The sequence below is a fragment of the Paraburkholderia hiiakae genome, assembly GCF_904848665.1.
Lineage (GTDB): Bacteria > Pseudomonadota > Gammaproteobacteria > Burkholderiales > Burkholderiaceae > Paraburkholderia > Paraburkholderia hiiakae.
In genome coordinates this window covers 68422-83166 of record NZ_CAJHCQ010000001.1, presented here as the reverse complement: position 1 = coordinate 83166, position 14745 = coordinate 68422, and the positions used below count along the sequence as shown (strand labels likewise).

16 protein-coding genes are annotated in these 14745 nt (G+C 66.0%); 8 read left to right on the top strand and 8 right to left on the bottom strand.

Features of this window, described 5'->3' with window-relative positions; all coding sequences use genetic code 11:
• Positions 1 to 6: 6 nt before the first annotated feature.
• From JMY28_RS00420 to upp, 8 genes are all read right to left on the bottom strand, one after another.
• On the bottom strand, positions 7 to 630 hold the full coding sequence (locus JMY28_RS00420) for a Maf family protein (RefSeq protein ID WP_201693578.1): 624 nt from the start codon (positions 628 to 630) through the stop codon (positions 7 to 9).
• A gap of 135 nt (positions 631 to 765) precedes the next feature.
• The gene (gene rlmH, locus JMY28_RS00415) at positions 766 to 1236 is read right to left on the bottom strand and encodes a 23S rRNA (pseudouridine(1915)-N(3))-methyltransferase RlmH (RefSeq protein ID WP_158757356.1); all 471 of its coding nucleotides are present in this window, start codon (positions 1234 to 1236) and stop codon (positions 766 to 768) included.
• A gap of 41 nt (positions 1237 to 1277) precedes the next feature.
• Positions 1278 to 1745, bottom strand: coding sequence for a ribosome silencing factor (rsfS, locus tag JMY28_RS00410; RefSeq protein ID WP_201693577.1), 468 nt, complete (start codon positions 1743 to 1745; stop codon positions 1278 to 1280).
• 2 nt (positions 1746 to 1747) lie between these two features.
• Complete coding sequence (locus tag JMY28_RS00405) at positions 1748 to 2476, bottom strand: nicotinate-nucleotide adenylyltransferase (protein ID WP_201693576.1); 729 nt, start codon at positions 2474 to 2476, stop codon at positions 1748 to 1750.
• Positions 2477 to 2480: 4 nt separating this feature from the next.
• Complete coding sequence (hemF, locus tag JMY28_RS00400; RefSeq protein WP_201693575.1) at positions 2481 to 3416, bottom strand: oxygen-dependent coproporphyrinogen oxidase; 936 nt, start codon at positions 3414 to 3416, stop codon at positions 2481 to 2483.
• 351 nt (positions 3417 to 3767) lie between these two features.
• The gene (gene purD / locus JMY28_RS00395; protein ID WP_201693574.1) at positions 3768 to 5042 is read right to left on the bottom strand and encodes a phosphoribosylamine--glycine ligase; all 1275 of its coding nucleotides are present in this window, start codon (positions 5040 to 5042) and stop codon (positions 3768 to 3770) included.
• A 135-nt stretch (positions 5043 to 5177) separates the two neighbouring features.
• Complete coding sequence (locus JMY28_RS00390) at positions 5178 to 5906, bottom strand: YebC/PmpR family DNA-binding transcriptional regulator (RefSeq protein ID WP_069265309.1); 729 nt, start codon at positions 5904 to 5906, stop codon at positions 5178 to 5180.
• A gap of 389 nt (positions 5907 to 6295) precedes the next feature.
• Positions 6296 to 6946 carry a uracil phosphoribosyltransferase gene (gene upp, locus JMY28_RS00385; protein ID WP_110856382.1) on the bottom strand — a complete coding sequence of 217 codons (651 nt, stop codon included), beginning with the start codon at positions 6944 to 6946 and terminating at the stop codon, positions 6296 to 6298.
• 374 nt (positions 6947 to 7320) lie between these two features.
• Between upp and JMY28_RS00380 the strand changes: the two genes are divergently transcribed.
• From JMY28_RS00380 to kdpC, 8 genes are all read left to right on the top strand, one after another.
• On the top strand, positions 7321 to 8100 hold the full coding sequence (locus tag JMY28_RS00380; protein WP_201693573.1) for an SDR family oxidoreductase: 780 nt from the start codon (positions 7321 to 7323) through the stop codon (positions 8098 to 8100).
• Positions 8101 to 8204: 104 nt separating this feature from the next.
• Complete coding sequence (locus JMY28_RS00375) at positions 8205 to 8594, top strand: methylglyoxal synthase (protein ID WP_201693572.1); 390 nt, start codon at positions 8205 to 8207, stop codon at positions 8592 to 8594.
• Positions 8595 to 8678: 84 nt separating this feature from the next.
• Positions 8679 to 9653: a quinone oxidoreductase family protein gene (locus JMY28_RS00370; protein ID WP_201693571.1), complete on the top strand. Its 975-nt coding sequence runs from the start codon at positions 8679 to 8681 to the stop codon at positions 9651 to 9653.
• Between the two features lie 271 nt (positions 9654 to 9924).
• Complete coding sequence (locus tag JMY28_RS00365; RefSeq protein ID WP_069265305.1) at positions 9925 to 10047, top strand: potassium ABC transporter ATPase; 123 nt, start codon at positions 9925 to 9927, stop codon at positions 10045 to 10047.
• Positions 10044 to 10136: a K(+)-transporting ATPase subunit F gene (gene kdpF, locus JMY28_RS00360; protein WP_027819619.1), complete on the top strand. Its 93-nt coding sequence runs from the start codon at positions 10044 to 10046 to the stop codon at positions 10134 to 10136. The genes JMY28_RS00365 and kdpF overlap by 4 nt, the downstream gene beginning before the upstream one ends.
• On the top strand, positions 10133 to 11938 hold the full coding sequence (gene kdpA / locus JMY28_RS00355) for a potassium-transporting ATPase subunit KdpA (RefSeq protein ID WP_201693570.1): 1806 nt from the start codon (positions 10133 to 10135) through the stop codon (positions 11936 to 11938). The genes kdpF and kdpA overlap by 4 nt, the downstream gene beginning before the upstream one ends.
• 31 nt (positions 11939 to 11969) lie before the next feature.
• The gene (kdpB, locus tag JMY28_RS00350; protein ID WP_201693569.1) at positions 11970 to 14054 is read left to right on the top strand and encodes a potassium-transporting ATPase subunit KdpB; all 2085 of its coding nucleotides are present in this window, start codon (positions 11970 to 11972) and stop codon (positions 14052 to 14054) included.
• A 56-nt stretch (positions 14055 to 14110) separates the two neighbouring features.
• Positions 14111 to 14689, top strand: coding sequence for a potassium-transporting ATPase subunit KdpC (gene kdpC, locus JMY28_RS00345; protein ID WP_201693568.1), 579 nt, complete (start codon positions 14111 to 14113; stop codon positions 14687 to 14689).
• Positions 14690 to 14745 lie beyond the last annotated feature (56 nt).

Sequence of the window (14745 nt, the reverse complement as noted above, 5' to 3'; positions counted from 1 at the left end):
TTTGTTCTAGAAGTCGATGCCCGCGGCGCGCAGGAGGGCGGCCGTTTCGAATAGTGGCAAACCCATGATACCCGAATAGGACCCGTCGATTCGCTCGACGAATTCCGCCGCGCGGCCCTGAATGCCGTAAGCGCCGGCCTTGCCGAACGGCTCGCCGCTCGCCACGTAACGCGCGATCGCGGCGGGCATCGCAGGCGCGAAACGCACATGCGAACGCGAGAGCGCGACCGGCAGGCACACGCCTTCGGCGTTCACCACGGCCACGGCCGTGAGCACTTCGTGCTCGCGGCCGGCGAGGCGTTCGAGCATCGCGTAGGCGTCGGCCGCGTCGTGCGGCTTGCCGAGAATATGGCCGTCGATGGAGACCGTGGTGTCGGCGGTGAGAATCGGCGCATGCTTGTGCGCGCCCGCGACGAGGCGCGCGCGGGCGGCGTCGGCCTTTGCGGCGCACACGCGCTCGACATAGACGGCGGCTTGTTCGCCGGGAAGCGCGGTTTCGAGCGCTTCGGCGTCTTCGTCGGGACGCGGCAGCAGCAGCTCGAAGCGCACGCCGAGCTGCTGCAGCAGCTCCTGGCGGCGCGGGCTTTGCGAGGCGAGATAGACGAACGGATAGGGCGCGTTGGTGGGCATCGGAGCGTCTTTGTCGTTACGGACTTCGGGTTGACGTGCGCGCCAGCTTTCCGGGGCTCAAGCGGGCCGCAAAAGGGCTGCAAGCGGGGCGCAGGCGCACGACGAAAAGCGGCGCAGGCGCGCTTCATACCTGCATCACACGCGATGATAGGGGTGATTCTGCGTGATGGTCCACGCGCGGTAAAGTTGCTCGGCGAGCAGCACGCGCACCATCGCATGCGGCAGCGTGAGGGACGAGAGGCGCAGGAGCGTGTCGGCGCGCGACTTGAGCTCGGGGTCGAGGCCATCCGCGCCGCCAATCAGGAACGCTACGTCGCGGCCGTCCTGCTGCCAGAGCGGCAGCGCCTTGGCGAGCTGCATCGTGGTCCAGTCCTTGCCGCGTTCGTCGAGCGCGACGATGCGCGCATTTTTGGGCAGCGCGGCTTCGATGCGCGTGCGCTCGGCCGCCATGACGCTCTCGGCCGAGCGGCCCGACGAACGCTGCTCGGGCTTCACCTCGCGCAGCTCGATGCGCAGCTCAGGCGGCATGCGCTTCGTATATTCCTCGAAGCCCTCGGCGATCCAGTCCGGCATCTTGTGGCCGACGGCGACGATATGCAGTTTCATCGTGCGTGACGATTGTCGATTGTCGTTCGCAAGCGCTGCGCTTACTTCGCGGCTTTACGCGCAGCGGTCTTGCGCGCGGGCTTTTTCACGGCGGGCGCGGCTTCCTCGTCTTCGTCCTCGCCGTCCATCGGCTCGCTCGCGCGTGCGCCCATGAAGCCCGTGTTGGTCGAGAGCTTCACGCGCACCGGCTTGTCACCCCAGATTTCCTCGAGGTTGTAGTACTGGCGCAGCGCGGGCTGGAGGATGTGGACGACCGCGTCGCCGCAATCCACGAGTACCCATTCGCCGATGTCCTCGCCTTCGGTGCTCACAATGTCGCCACCGGCTTCCTTGACCTTCTCGCGCACGCTGTTGGCGAGCGCCTTGGTCTGGCGGTTCGATGTGCCGCTGGCGACGACCACGCGGTCGAACAGCTCGGTGAGATGGCTCGTGTTGAAGACGCGAATGTCTTGTGCCTTGACGTCTTCGAGACCGTCGACGATGGCGCGTTGAAGTTTGCGGATGTCCATAGTTACCCGTGATGCAGATAGAGATGATGTTGAAGGATATAGTCCCACACGGCCGCGGGAAGCTTGTCGGCGGCGGTGCCGCGACGCTGCCCGCTCGCCACGCAGGCTGGCAGGTCGCGCCGGATTTCGGTCGCCGAAACGTCGAGTGAGAGCGTTTCGTCGACCAGCAAGTGGCCATGTGGCGTTGCCGCAAGCACGGCGGCGCTCGCGCGCCGCGTAGCGACTTCGCGCGCGACCTCGGGCGGCAACGCCGTGAGGTCGACGTCAAAGCCGAAGCCCGGGCGGCTCGCCACGCCCAGATGCGCGAGCGCGAAAAGCTCACGCCATTCGTGCCACGAATCGAGGTGCAGCAATTGATCGGCGCCCATTAGCAGCGTGAGCGCGGCGGTGCGGTTGCTCTCGCTTTTTGCGCGCCAGCGGCGCAGGGTGTCGACCGTGTAGGTCGGTCCGTTGTGCTCGATTTCGTCGGCGTCCACCGTCACCGTCACGCCCAGTTGCGCGAGCGAGGCAGCGGCGGCGCGCGTCATGGCGAGCCGATGCTGCGCCGCGGTCACGCCCGGCTTTTGCCACGGTTGGCCCGCCGGCAGCAGGATCAGTTCGTTCAGGCCCAGCACACGCGCAAAATGGCGCGCGAGCGCGAGGTGGCCCTCGTGGATCGGATCGAAGGTGCCGCCGAGCAGCCCGACACGCCTCTCGAGCGCGTTGGGCGGGACTGTGAAAGCGTGCGTCACGGCATCAGACCCAGTCGCGCACGGGCAGGAAATCGCTGTAGAGGCGCGCTTCCGGCGTGCCCGGCTGCGGCTGCCAGTCGTAGCGCCAGGTCGCGCCCGGTGGCATCGACATCAGGATCGACTCCGTGCGGCCTCCGCTTTGCAGGCCGAAATGCGTGCCGCGGTCGCAGACCAGATTGAATTCGACGTAACGGCCGCGACGGTACGCCTGGAATTCCCGCTCGGCTTCGCCGTAGGGCGCGGCGCGGCGCTTTTCGATGATCGGCACATAGGCCTTCAGGAAACCGTCGCCCACGCTCTTGAGCATGCCGAACGCCTCGTCGAAGCCGCCTGCGGCGTAGTCGTCGAAGAAAATGCCGCCCACGCCGCGCGCTTCGTTGCGGTGCTTCAGGAAAAAGTAGTCGTCGCACCAGCGCTTGAAGCGCGGGTAGAGGTCCGCGCCATACGGCGCGAGCGCGTCGCGGCACACGCGGTGAAAGTGCTGCGCGTCTTCCTCGAAGCCGTAGTAGGGCGTGAGATCCATGCCGCCGCCGAACCAGAACACCGGCGCCTCGCCCGCCTTGGTGGCGAGCAGCATGCGCACGTTCATGTGCACCGTCGGGCAGTACGGATTGCGCGGATGCAGCACGAGCGAAACGCCCATCGCCTCGAAGCCGCGGCCGTTGAGTTCGGGGCGCGCCGCGGTTGCCGAAGGCGGCAGGGCGTCGCCGGAAACGTCGGAAAAGCCGATACCCCCGCGCTCGAAGAACTGGCCGCCTTCGATGATGCGCGTGCATCCGCCGCCGCGCAGCTTCTCGCCGGGCCCGCGCTGCCAGTTGTCCGTGGCGAATGGCGTGCCGTCGAAGGCGCCGAGCGTGTCGGCGATCTGCGTCTGCAGGCTGGCCAGCCAGGCGCGGACGGCGGCGCTGTCGGGGGAGGCGCAGTTAGGGGAGTCGGTCATCGATAAAATGGGACGGCAGCGCGCCGGCGCTGGAATCGGGTTATTCGTCAGGTGAATCGTCGGGTTGTTCGGATAGGCCGCCCCGGGGCGGCCTGACAGCGGCAGTGTAGCGCCGATTGGCGCGACGCCCGGCGGCAACGGCGCCCGCGTGGGCTGCGTGCTGAGCGCGCTCAGGCTGCTGCGCTGATTTGCTCGCGTTGGACGGCTTTACGCAGAGCCTAAGCCGACAAACGAAAAATCCGTGGGCGCGCCGTTGCGCGGTGGCTACGGCGCGCATCGAGGTGGCCGCCCATCGCCATTCGTTTCATTCGGGGCCGCATCGACGCTGGCGGCCCCAGGCAAGCGCTGCCCTTACTGCTTGCGCCCCGCGGCGCGATAGCCGATGTCGTTGCGATACTGCATGCCGTCGAACGAGATGCGGTTTACGGTTTCGTACGCCACGTTCTGCGCGCTGCGCACCGAATCGGCCAGACCCACGACGCACAGTACGCGGCCGCCCGAGGTCACGAGCTTACCGTCCACCCTCTGCGTGCCCGCGTGGAACGTGACGGAATCGGCGGTCTCGGCCGGGATGTCGCTGATGCGGTCGCCCTTGCGCGGCGTGTCCGGATAGTTGTGCGCGGCGAGCACGACGCCCAGCGCCGTGCGGCGGTCCCATTCGAGCTCGACCTGGTTGAGCGTGCCGGCAATGGCGTGCTCCACGACCTTCGAGAAGTCGCCCTTCAGGCGCGCCATGATCGGCTGCGTTTCGGGGTCGCCCATGCGGCAGTTGAATTCGAGCGTCTTCGGGTTGCCTTGCGCGTCGATCATGAGGCCGGCGTAGAGGAACCCCGTGTAGCGGATGCCTTCCTTCTCCATGCCCGCCACGGTCGGCAGGATGATTTCGCGCATCACGCGCGCGTGCAGCTGCGGCGTGACGATGGGCGCGGGCGAGTAGGCGCCCATGCCGCCCGTGTTCGGGCCCTGGTCGCCGTCCTGCAGGCGCTTGTGATCCTGGCTCGAAGCGAGCGCGAGCACGTGCTTGCCGTCCACCATGACGATGAAGCTCGCTTCCTCGCCAGCCAGGAATTCCTCGACCACCACGCGCGCGCCGGCGTCGCCGAGCTTGTTGTCGGCGAGCATCATGTCGATCGCCTGATGCGCTTCTTCCAGCGACATCGCCACGACCACGCCCTTGCCGGCAGCCAGGCCGTCGGCCTTGATGACGATGGGCGCGCCGTTCTTCTCGACGTAGGCGTGCGCCGCCGTGGCGTCCGAGAATGTCTCGTACACTGCGGTCGGGATGTTGTGGCGCTTCATGAACGCCTTGGCGAAGTCCTTCGAGCTTTCGAGCTGCGCGGCTTCCTTCGACGGGCCGAACACCTTCAGGCCGCGCTGGCGGAACACGTTGACGATGCCCGCGGCAAGCGGCGCTTCCGGGCCGACCACGGTGAGGGCGACGCCTTCGCGCTCGGCGAAATCGGCGAGCTCGTGGATGTCCGTGATGTCGACGTTGGCGAGCCGCTCGTCCTGCGCGGTGCCGCCGTTACCGGGTGCGACGTAGACGAGCTGCACGCGCGGCGCCTGCGCGAGCTTCCACGCCAGCGCATGTTCGCGGCCGCCAGAACCGACGACGAGTAACTTCATGAGAATCCCCGAAAGACCAAGACCAGAAACAGTTGCGGCCGGCGCACAGTGCGCCGGCCGTGAAAATCGCACGCGGGAGGCGGGGCAAAAGCAGGGCCTAAGCCTGGCTAGAGCGTGGCCTCCCGGGCCGACGCCTTATTCCTCGGCGATCGACGCGTTGGTGTACACGTCCTGGACATCGTCCAGGTTTTCGAGGGCGTCGAGCAGCTTTTGCATCTTCACGGCGTCGTCGCCCGTGAATTCGACCTCGTTCTGCGGCTTCATGGTGACTTCGGCCATTTCCGCCTTGAAGCCCGCGGCTTCGAGCGCGGTCTTCACCTTCGTGAAGTCGAACGGCGGGCAGACCACTTCGATCGAGCCGTCGTCGTTCGTCACGACGTCGTCGGCGCCCGCTTCGAGCGCGGCGTTCATGAGTTCGTCTTCGGGCGTGCCCGGCGCGAACACGAACTGGCCGACGTGATCGAACATGAACGCAACCGAGCCGTCCGTGCCCATGTTGCCGCCGAACTTCGAGAATGCGTGGCGTACTTCCGCGACGGTGCGGGTGCGGTTATCGGTCATCGTGTCGACGATGACGGCCGCGCCGCCGATGCCGTAGCCTTCGTAGCGGATTTCCTCGTAGTTCGCGCCGTCCACGCCGCCCACACCGCGCTGGATGGCGCGGTTGATGTTGTCCTTGGGCATGTTGGCGTCGTACGCCTTGTCGACGGCCAGACGCAGGCGCGGGTTCGTGTCGGCATCGCCGCCGCCCATGCGCGCCGCGACCTGGATTTCCTTGATGAGCCGCGTCCAGACCTTGCCGCGCTTCGCGTCAGCAGCAGCCTTCTTGTGCTTGATGTTGGCCCATTTCGAATGACCCGCCATACCTTTCTCCGTCTCACGCGCCATGCGCGTGCAGTGTGCAATGTGCTGTTGTCGTTGCGATGTTCCCGGGCGCGGGCTTCGTGCGTCGTTCGCGCGGCGCGCCTGACTCTGCGCACGCCTCTCGGAACTCTCCCGCAACGCCTGCGCGGCAGGATGTGCCGACAGGACGGGACGCAGCGCCCGTTCAGGTGGATCTGAATTTTATCACGCCAGGACCGCCCGGCTTCGCCTCCCTGCGTGACGACACTACGTGACGAGGCGCCAGGCGATTGCCGCTGGCGCCGGCCGCGGAGGGGACATAGGGGGCGGGATCGGGTGCCCGCAGAAGGCAGAAAAGGGGGAAGGCGGCCAGTCCTGCCGGCCGCCCCTATGCAACAGTGGTGCAGGTTTTAGTTCTTCGTGCCGAAGAGCCGGTCGCCGGCGTCGCCCAGGCCCGGAATGATGTAGGCGTGCTCGTTCAGATGCGAGTCGAGCGACGCCACGTAGAGCTTCACGTCCGGGTGCGCCTTCTGGAAGACGTCAACGCCTTCGGGCGCGGCCACCAGCGCGAGGAACAGGATGCGCTCGCCGGGCACGCCGCGGCGCTTGAGCACGTCGATAGCGTGCGCCGCCGAGTAGCCCGTCGCGACCATCGGATCGCACAGGATGAAGGTGCGATCCTCGAGGTCGGGCAGGCGCACGAGATATTCGACCGGGCGATGGTCGTCGGCACGGTACACGCCGATATGGCCAACACGCGCGGAGGGCACGAGCTCGAGCAGGCCGTCGGACATGCCCACGCCCGCGCGCAGCACGGGCACGATGGCGAGCTTCTTGCCCGCGATCACGGGCGCATCGACTTCGACGAGCGGTGTCTGCACGCGGCGCGACGCCACCGGCAGGTCACGCGTGATTTCATAGCCCATCAGCAGCGTGATCTCGCGCAGCAGCTCGCGGAAGGTGCGCGTGGACGTGTCCTTGTCGCGCATATGCGTGAGCTTGTGCTGGATCAGCGGGTGATCGAGGATGAAGAGATTCGGGAAACGGCTGTCCTGTTTCATGGCGGGGCGCACAAGGCTGCAAGGGAATCGGAGAATCGGTCGTGCCGCTGCCGCGCGAGCCCGACGCAGTGTGCCCGGGCTGTGCGGTTGCGGCGAGCACGGCCCGCCGCGCGCGGCAAGCGCTCATGGCTTGCGAAGGCGCCGGGCCGCGCTACACCCGCAAGTATACGGTAAGCACGTGCGCACCGGCGCACGCTTGGCACGCTGCAGCGTCACTTCGCGCACGGCTGCCGGGCCTCGCGGCCATCGGCCTTTCACGCGCCGCGCCCGATTCTTCTAGAATCCCAAAAAGGTCGCAGGGCGGTGCGGCGCAAGGCTTGGCCGTGTCCGCCCTGTCACAGGACGGTCATCCACGCAAAAAGGACACGAATACAATGGACATGGGCATCGCAGGACGCACCGCGCTGGTATGCGCGGCCAGCAAGGGACTCGGACGCGGCTGCGCCGAGGCGCTCGCCGCCGAAGGCGTCAACGTGACGATCGTCGCGCGCACCGCGCAGACGCTGGAGGAAACCGCCGCGCATATCCGCAAGAGCACGGGCGTGGACGTCAAGGCCGTGGCCTGTGACATCACCACGGAAGCGGGCCGCGCCGCCGCGCTCGCCGCTTGCCCGTCGCCGGACATCCTCGTGAACAATGCGGGCGGCCCGCCGCCGGGCGACTTCCGCAAGTACACGCACGAGGCGTGGATCGCGGCGCTCGAAGCGAACATGCTCACGCCGATCGCGTTGATCCAGTCCACCATCGACGACATGATCGCGCGCGGCTTCGGGCGCATCGTCAACATCACGAGTTCCTCGGTGAAGGCGCCGATCGATGTGCTCGGCCTCTCGAACGGCGCGCGCTCGGGCCTCACGGGCTTCGTCGCGGGCGTGGCGCGCCAGGTCGCCGCCACCGGCGTCACGATCAACAGCCTGCTGCCGGGCGCATTCGATACCGATCGCATCCAGGCCACCATCGTCGCGCAGGCGAAGGCGAGTCATATCTCGGAAGAAGAAGCGCGCGCGCGCCGCATGAAGACGATTCCGGCGGGGCGTTTCGGTACGTCCGAGGAATTCGGGCGCGCCTGCGCGTTCCTGTGCAGCGTGCACGCGGGTTATATCACCGGGCAGAACTGGCTGATCGACGGCGGGGCTTATCCCGGCACCTATTGAGTCAGCGGAGTCGGCGCCAGGCAGCCACGGCCGCCCTGGCGCCGCATCACGACACACATCACGACGATTACGTACGCAAACCACACGTCAAGGAGACTTACGCCATGCCAACTCGCGTCGCATTGATCGCGCACGACCACAAGAAGGAAGACATCGTCAAGCTGGCGAGCGAGTACGTCGATACGCTGCGCCACTGCGAGATCATCGCGACCGGCACGACCGGCTCGCGCATCGAGGCCGCGACGGGCTTGAACGTCGAGCGCATGCTGTCGGGCCCGCATGGCGGCGACCTGCAGATCGGCGCGCGGCTTGCGGAAGGCAACATCGATATCGTGATTTTCCTGCGCGACCCGATGACCCCGCAGCCGCACGAACCCGACATCAACGCGCTCGTGCGCGCGTGCGACGTGCACGACGTGCCGTGCGCGACGAATATCTCGACGGCGCGCATGCTCCTCGACGTGCTTACGCTGCGCCAGAAAAACGCGGTCTGAAGCGCGCGGGCGCGTTGCGCCATGCAGGTGGGCAACGGCTAGCCGATAAGTAGCCAACAGCGAGGACAACACCAAGGAGACGTGATGACCAAGGCAATCCGATACGACAAAACCGGCGGCCCCGAAGTGATGAAGTGGGTGGACGTCGACGTGGGCGAACCGGGCGAGGGCGAGGTGCGTTTGCGCCAGAGCGCGTGCGGCCTCAATTACATCGACGTGTATTTCCGCACCGGGCTGTATCCACAGCCGCTGCCCGCCGGGCTCGGCATGGAGGCGGCCGGCGAGGTGACGGCCGTGGGAAAAGGCGTGAGCGCGCTGAAGGTGGGCGACCGCGTGGCGTATGTCGGGCGTCCGCCGGGCGCCTACGCGCAGGAGCGCGTGCTGCGCGCCGACCAGGTGATCAAGCTGCCCGACGCGATCAGCGACGAAGCGGCGGCTTCGCTCATGCTGCAGGGCCTCACGGCGCAATACCTGCTGCGCCGCACGTATCGCGTGAAGGCCGGCGACACCATCCTCATTCAGGCGGCGGCAGGCGGCGTGGGCCTGCTCGTGTGCCAGTGGGCGAAGACGCTGGGCGCGACCGTGATCGGCACCGTGGGCTCGGACGAAAAGGCCGCGATCGCGAAGGCGCACGGCTGCGATCATCCGATCGTCTACACGCGCGAGGACTTCACGGCGCGTGTGCGCGAGATTACGAACGGCGCGGGTGTCCCCGTGGTGTACGACTCCATTGGCAAGGACACCTACACGAAATCGCTCGACTGTCTCGCGCCGCTCGGCCTGTTCGTGAGCTTCGGCAATGCTTCGGGGCCGTTGCCGCCGATCGATTCGTCGGAGTTCGCGGGGCGCGGTTCGCTCTTTTTCACGCGCCCGACGCTCTTCACCTATATCGCGAAGCGCGCCGACTATGAAGCGATGTCCGCCGAACTGTTCGACGTGGTCGCCTCCGGCAAGGTCAAGACGTCGATCAACCAGCGCTATGCACTCGAGGACGTCGGCCAGGCTCACGCCGAACTCGAAGCGCGCAAGACCACGGGTTCGACCGTCCTGATCCCGTGACGTAAAAATTGATGCACTGCCACGCCGCATGGGGCATGCCATCGGCGCCGGTACATTGACTCGACCTTGACGTTCCTCGATTGCGTCATGGAGACCCAAAAGGCGCGCAACGCCAATGTTGCGCGCCTTTTTTCTTTTCGCCGCTGCCTGCGCCGACTTTCGCTCCCGCGTTTACACGTTTTTTATACAAGCGCCAAAACCTTTGATCCGGATTTAATGCCGTAGCGGGTAACTTTCAGCCATCCGTCATCCGCGAATGGAGAACACGACAATGGATGTGCTGTATATCGGGGGGCTGGTGGTTTTCGCCGCGCTCACATACGCGTTGATCGCGGGCTGCGAGAAGCTTATGCAGTACCGCCGCGATCAAGGTGCGAAGGGGGTGCGCCCATGACCTGGATCTTCTGGCTATCGGGGGCGGCAACGCTGTTGCTGTTCGTTTATCTCGTCCATGCGCTCCTGCGCGCGGAGGATATCGAATGAACGCCAACAATCTGCTCCAGGCGGGGATTTTCCTCGTCGTCCTGCTCGCGCTCGCGGTGCCTGTCTCAGGCTACATGACGCGCGTGCTCGATGGGCGCTCGCGCGTCGTGCGTCTGTTCGCGCCGCTCGAAAACCTGCTCTATCGCGTGGCCGGCGTCGATCCGGCCGCCGAGATGAACTGGAAGCGCTATGCGCTCGCCACCATCTCGTTCAACGTGCTCGGCGTGGGCTTTCTTTATGTGCTGCTGCGTATTCAGGGCTGGCTGCCTGGCAACCCGCAGCAGTTCGGCCCGATGACGGTGGACGGCGCGTTCAACACGGCCGTGAGCTTCGTCACCAACACCAACTGGCAGGACTACACGCCTGAGCAAACGGTGAGCTATCTCACGCAGATGCTCGGTCTCACCGTGCAGAACTTCCTTTCGGCGGCGACGGGCATCGTGGTCGTGATCGCGCTGATTCGCGGCTTTGCACGCCACTCGGTGCAGACCATCGGCAACTTCTGGGTCGACCTCACGCGCACGACGCTGTACATCCTCGTGCCGATGTCGGCGATCATCGCCGCGCTCCTGATGAGCCAGGGCATGATCCAGAACTTCAAGGCGTATCAGGACGTGCCGGTGCTGCAAACCACGACCTACGCCGCGCCGAAGCTCGACGCCCAGGGCAACCCGGTGAAGGACGCGAAGGGCAATCCTGAAACGGTCGACACGAAGGTCACGTCGCAAACGCTCGGCATGGGCCCGGTCGCTTCACAGGTCGCGATCAAGATGCTCGGCACCAACGGCGGCGGCTTCTTCAATGCGAACTCGGCGCATCCGTACGAGAATCCCACGCCGGTTTCGAACGTCATCGAAATGTTGGCGATCCTGATCATTCCGGCGGCACTGTGTCTCGTGTTCGGCAATGTGGTGGGCGACCGCAGGCAGGGCGTGGCCGTCCTCGCGGTGATGACGGTTGCGTTCGTCGTGGCCGTGGGCTGCGTGTTCTCAGCCGAGCAGGCGGGCAATCCGATGTTCACGACGCTCAATGTCGACCAGCACGCAAGCGCGCTGCAGGCGGGCGGCAACATGGAAGGCAAGGAAACGCGCTTCGGCATCGCGCAGACGGGCATCTTCGTCGTCGCCACCACGGCGGCCTCGTGCGGTGCCGTGAACGCGGCGCACGACTCGCTCACGCCGCTCGGTGGCCTCATCCCGATGCTCTTCATCCAGCTCGGCGAGGTGATCTTCGGCGGTGTCGGTTCGGGTCTCTACGGCATGCTCGTGTTCGCGCTGCTCGCGGTGTTCGTGGCGGGGCTCATGATCGGCCGCACGCCGGAATACGTCGGCAAGAAGATCGAGTCGTTCGAGATGAAGATGGTTTCGATCGTCGTGCTGCTCACGCCGTTGCTCGTGCTGCTCGGCACGTCGATCGCCGTGCTATCCGACGCGGGCAAGGCCGGGATCGCCAATCCGGGCGCGCACGGCTTCTCCGAGATCCTGTATGCGTTCAGCTCGGCGGCCAACAACAACGGCAGCGCATTCGCCGGCCTGACAGTGAGCACGCCGTTCTATAACTGGCTGCTCGCCATTGCGATGTGGTTCGGCCGCTTCGGCACGATCATCCCGGTGCTGGCCATCGCGGGGTCGCTTGCGAGCAAGAAGCGCATTGCGGTGACGGGCGGCACGCTGCCCACGCATGGTCCGCTCTTCGTCGTGCTGCTGCTCGGCACGGTGCTGCTGGTCGGTGCGCTTACCTATGTGCCCGCACTCGCGCTCGGTCCCGGCGTTGAGCATCTGATCATGATGGGCGTGCATTGAACGGGGCCTTCGCAACATGAGCGAAACGAAAATGAATCAGCATAGTGCAACTCGGTCCATGTTCGATCCGGCGCTGGTGCGCCCGGCTATCGTGGACTCGTTCAGAAAACTCAAACCGCGCACGCAGTTGCGCAACCCGGTGATGTTCTGCGTCTACGTGGGCAGCGTGCTCACGACGATCCTCTGGGTCGCGGCGCTCATGGGCCAGGCCGAAGCGCCCGCAGGTTTCATCCTTGCGGTCGCGCTCTGGTTGTGGTTCACGGTGCTGTTCGCGAACTTCGCGGAAGCGCTCGCCGAAGGCCGCTCGAAGGCGCAGGCCGCGTCGCTGCGCCAGGCCAAGAAAGACGTCATGGCCAAGAAGCTCAACGAGCCGCATCCGAAGGCGCCGATCCGCATCATGACGGCCTCCGATCTGCGCCGCGGCGACGTGGTGCTGGTCGAGACCGGCGACACGATTCCAGCGGACGGCGAAGTGATCGAAGGCGTGGCATCGGTGGACGAATCGGCCATTACGGGCGAATCGGCGCCGGTGATCCGCGAGTCGGGCGGCGACTTTTCTTCGGTGACGGGCGGCACGCGTGTGCTTTCCGACTGGATCGTCGTGCGCGTCACGGCGAATCCGGGTGAAGCCTTCCTCGACCGCATGATCGCGATGGTCGAAGGCGCGAAGCGCCAGAAGACGCCTAACGAAATCGCGCTCACGATCCTGCTCGTCGCGTTGAGCATCGTGCTGCTGCTTGCCACCGCAACGCTGCTGCCGTTCTCGATGTTCTCGGTCGAAGCCGCGAAGATGGGCCACGTGGTCACGATCACGGCGCTCGTGGCGCTGCTCGTCTGTCTGATTCCGACGACCATCGGCGGTTTGCTTTCGGCAATCGGCGTGGCCGGCATGAGTCGCATGATGCAGGCCAACGTGATCGCGACGTCGGGCCGCGCGGTGGAAGCCGCCGGCGACGTGGACGTGCTGCTGCTCGACAAGACCGGCACGATCACGCTCGGCAACCGTCAGGCGTCGATGTTCGTGCCCGCGCCGGGCGTGAGCGAGGAAGTGCTCGCGGACGCCGCGCAACTCTCGTCGCTCGCGGATGAAACGCCGGAAGGCCGCAGCATCGTCGTGCTCGCGAAGCAGCGCTTCAACATTCGTCAGCGCGACATGCACTCGCTGCACGCCGTGTTCCTCGCCTTCAGCGCGCAAACGCGCATGAGCGGCGTGGACATGCCGGGCCGCGAGATCCGCAAGGGCGCCGCCGACGCGGTGAAGCATTACGTCGAAGCCCACGGCGGCCGCTTTCCGAGCGAAGTCGACAACGCCGTGGACGACGTGGCGCGCCGTGGCAGCACGCCGCTCGTAGTCGCGGAAATGCATGACGGCACCGCACGCGTGCTCGGCGTGATCGAACTGAAGGATGTGGTGAAGGGCGGTATCAAGGAGCGTTTCGCCGAGCTTCGCAAGATGGGCATCAAGACCGTGATGGTGACGGGCGACAACCGCCTGACCGCCGCCGCGATCGCTGCCGAAGCCGGCGTGGACGACTTCCTCGCGCAAGCCACGCCTGAAACCAAGCTCGCGACGATCCGCGAGCACCAGGCGCAGGGCAAGCTCGTGGCGATGACGGGCGACGGCACCAACGACGCTCCGGCACTCGCCCAGGCCGATGTGGCGGTGGCGATGAACACGGGCACCCAGGCCGCGAAGGAAGCGGGCAACATGGTCGACCTCGATTCGAACCCGACCAAGCTCATCGAGATCGTCGAGATCGGCAAGCAGATGCTCATGACGCGCGGCTCGCTCACGACGTTCTCGATCGCCAACGACGTCGCGAAGTACTTCGCGATCATCCCGGCGGCGTTCGCTTCGACGTATCCGCAACTGCGTGTGCTCGACGTCATGCACCTGACATCGCCGGCGTCGGCGATCCTCTCGGCGGTGATCTTCAACGCGCTCATCATCGTGATGCTGATTCCGCTCGCGCTCAAGGGCGTGAAGTACCGGCCGCTCGGCGCGGCGACGCTGCTGCGCCGCAATCTGTTGATCTACGGCCTCGGCGGCATCCTCCTGCCGTTCCCGTGCATCAAGCTGATCGACATGGTGCTGGCCGCGTTCGGCTGGGTCTGAGTCGCGCAGACAGACACACACGCAGACTCATACGGATAGATACATAGGAAGCCAAAATGAAATCGCAGTTTCGTCCTCTGATCGTGATCTTCGCCGTACTGACGGTCATCACCGGCCTCGTGTATCCGGCCGTGATGACCGCGTTCGGCCAGGCCGCGTTCCACCATCAGGCCAACGGTAGTCTGGTCGAAGTGGATGGCAAGGTGGTGGGCAGCTCGCTCATCGGCCAGCAGTTCGACGCGCCCCAGTACTTCTGGGGCCGTCTCTCGGCCACCTCGCCGATGCCGTACAACGCGACGGGTTCGGGCGCCTCGAACCTCGGGCCGACCAACCCGGCGCTTGCCGACGAGCTCAAAGGCCGCATCGACGCCCTGAAGGCCGCGGGCACCGATGTCTCGCAGCCCATTCCCGCCGACCTCGTGACGTCCTCGGGCAGCGGCCTCGACCCGGAGATCTCGCCGGCCGCCGCCGCGTACCAGGTGGCGCGGGTGGCGCAAGCGCGCCACCTGAGCGCGAACGACGTACAGGCGCTCGTGGACCGCTACACGAAGGGCCGTCAGTTTGGCCTGTTCGGCGAGCCGCGCGTGAACGTGCTCGAACTGAACCTCGCGCTCGACGGCAAAGAGGTTAGCTAAGCGGCAACGCCACACCGCACCGCACGCTCGACGCCTTGCGCGTCGAACGTGCGGTT

Coding starts and splice junctions, on each gene's coding strand:
- upp (WP_110856382.1), bottom strand. CDS start 6,946: ATGAAACAGGACAGCCGTTTCCCGAATCTCTTCATCCTCGATCACCCG.
- JMY28_RS00380 (WP_201693573.1), top strand. CDS start 7,321: ATGGACATGGGCATCGCAGGACGCACCGCGCTGGTATGCGCGGCCAGC.
- hemF (WP_201693575.1), bottom strand. CDS start 3,416: ATGACCGACTCCCCTAACTGCGCCTCCCCCGACAGCGCCGCCGTCCGC.
- JMY28_RS00420 (WP_201693578.1), bottom strand. CDS start 630: ATGCCCACCAACGCGCCCTATCCGTTCGTCTATCTCGCCTCGCAAAGC.
- rsfS (WP_201693577.1), bottom strand. CDS start 1,745: ATGGACATCCGCAAACTTCAACGCGCCATCGTCGACGGTCTCGAAGAC.
- kdpB (WP_201693569.1), top strand. CDS start 11,970: ATGAATCAGCATAGTGCAACTCGGTCCATGTTCGATCCGGCGCTGGTG.
- JMY28_RS00370 (WP_201693571.1), top strand. CDS start 8,679: ATGACCAAGGCAATCCGATACGACAAAACCGGCGGCCCCGAAGTGATG.
- JMY28_RS00375 (WP_201693572.1), top strand. CDS start 8,205: ATGCCAACTCGCGTCGCATTGATCGCGCACGACCACAAGAAGGAAGAC.
- purD (WP_201693574.1), bottom strand. CDS start 5,042: ATGAAGTTACTCGTCGTCGGTTCTGGCGGCCGCGAACATGCGCTGGCG.
- JMY28_RS00365 (WP_069265305.1), top strand. CDS start 9,925: ATGGATGTGCTGTATATCGGGGGGCTGGTGGTTTTCGCCGCGCTCACA.
- JMY28_RS00390 (WP_069265309.1), bottom strand. CDS start 5,906: ATGGCGGGTCATTCGAAATGGGCCAACATCAAGCACAAGAAGGCTGCT.
- rlmH (WP_158757356.1), bottom strand. CDS start 1,236: ATGAAACTGCATATCGTCGCCGTCGGCCACAAGATGCCGGACTGGATC.
- kdpC (WP_201693568.1), top strand. CDS start 14,111: ATGAAATCGCAGTTTCGTCCTCTGATCGTGATCTTCGCCGTACTGACG.
- kdpF (WP_027819619.1), top strand. CDS start 10,044: ATGACCTGGATCTTCTGGCTATCGGGGGCGGCAACGCTGTTGCTGTTC.
- kdpA (WP_201693570.1), top strand. CDS start 10,133: ATGAACGCCAACAATCTGCTCCAGGCGGGGATTTTCCTCGTCGTCCTG.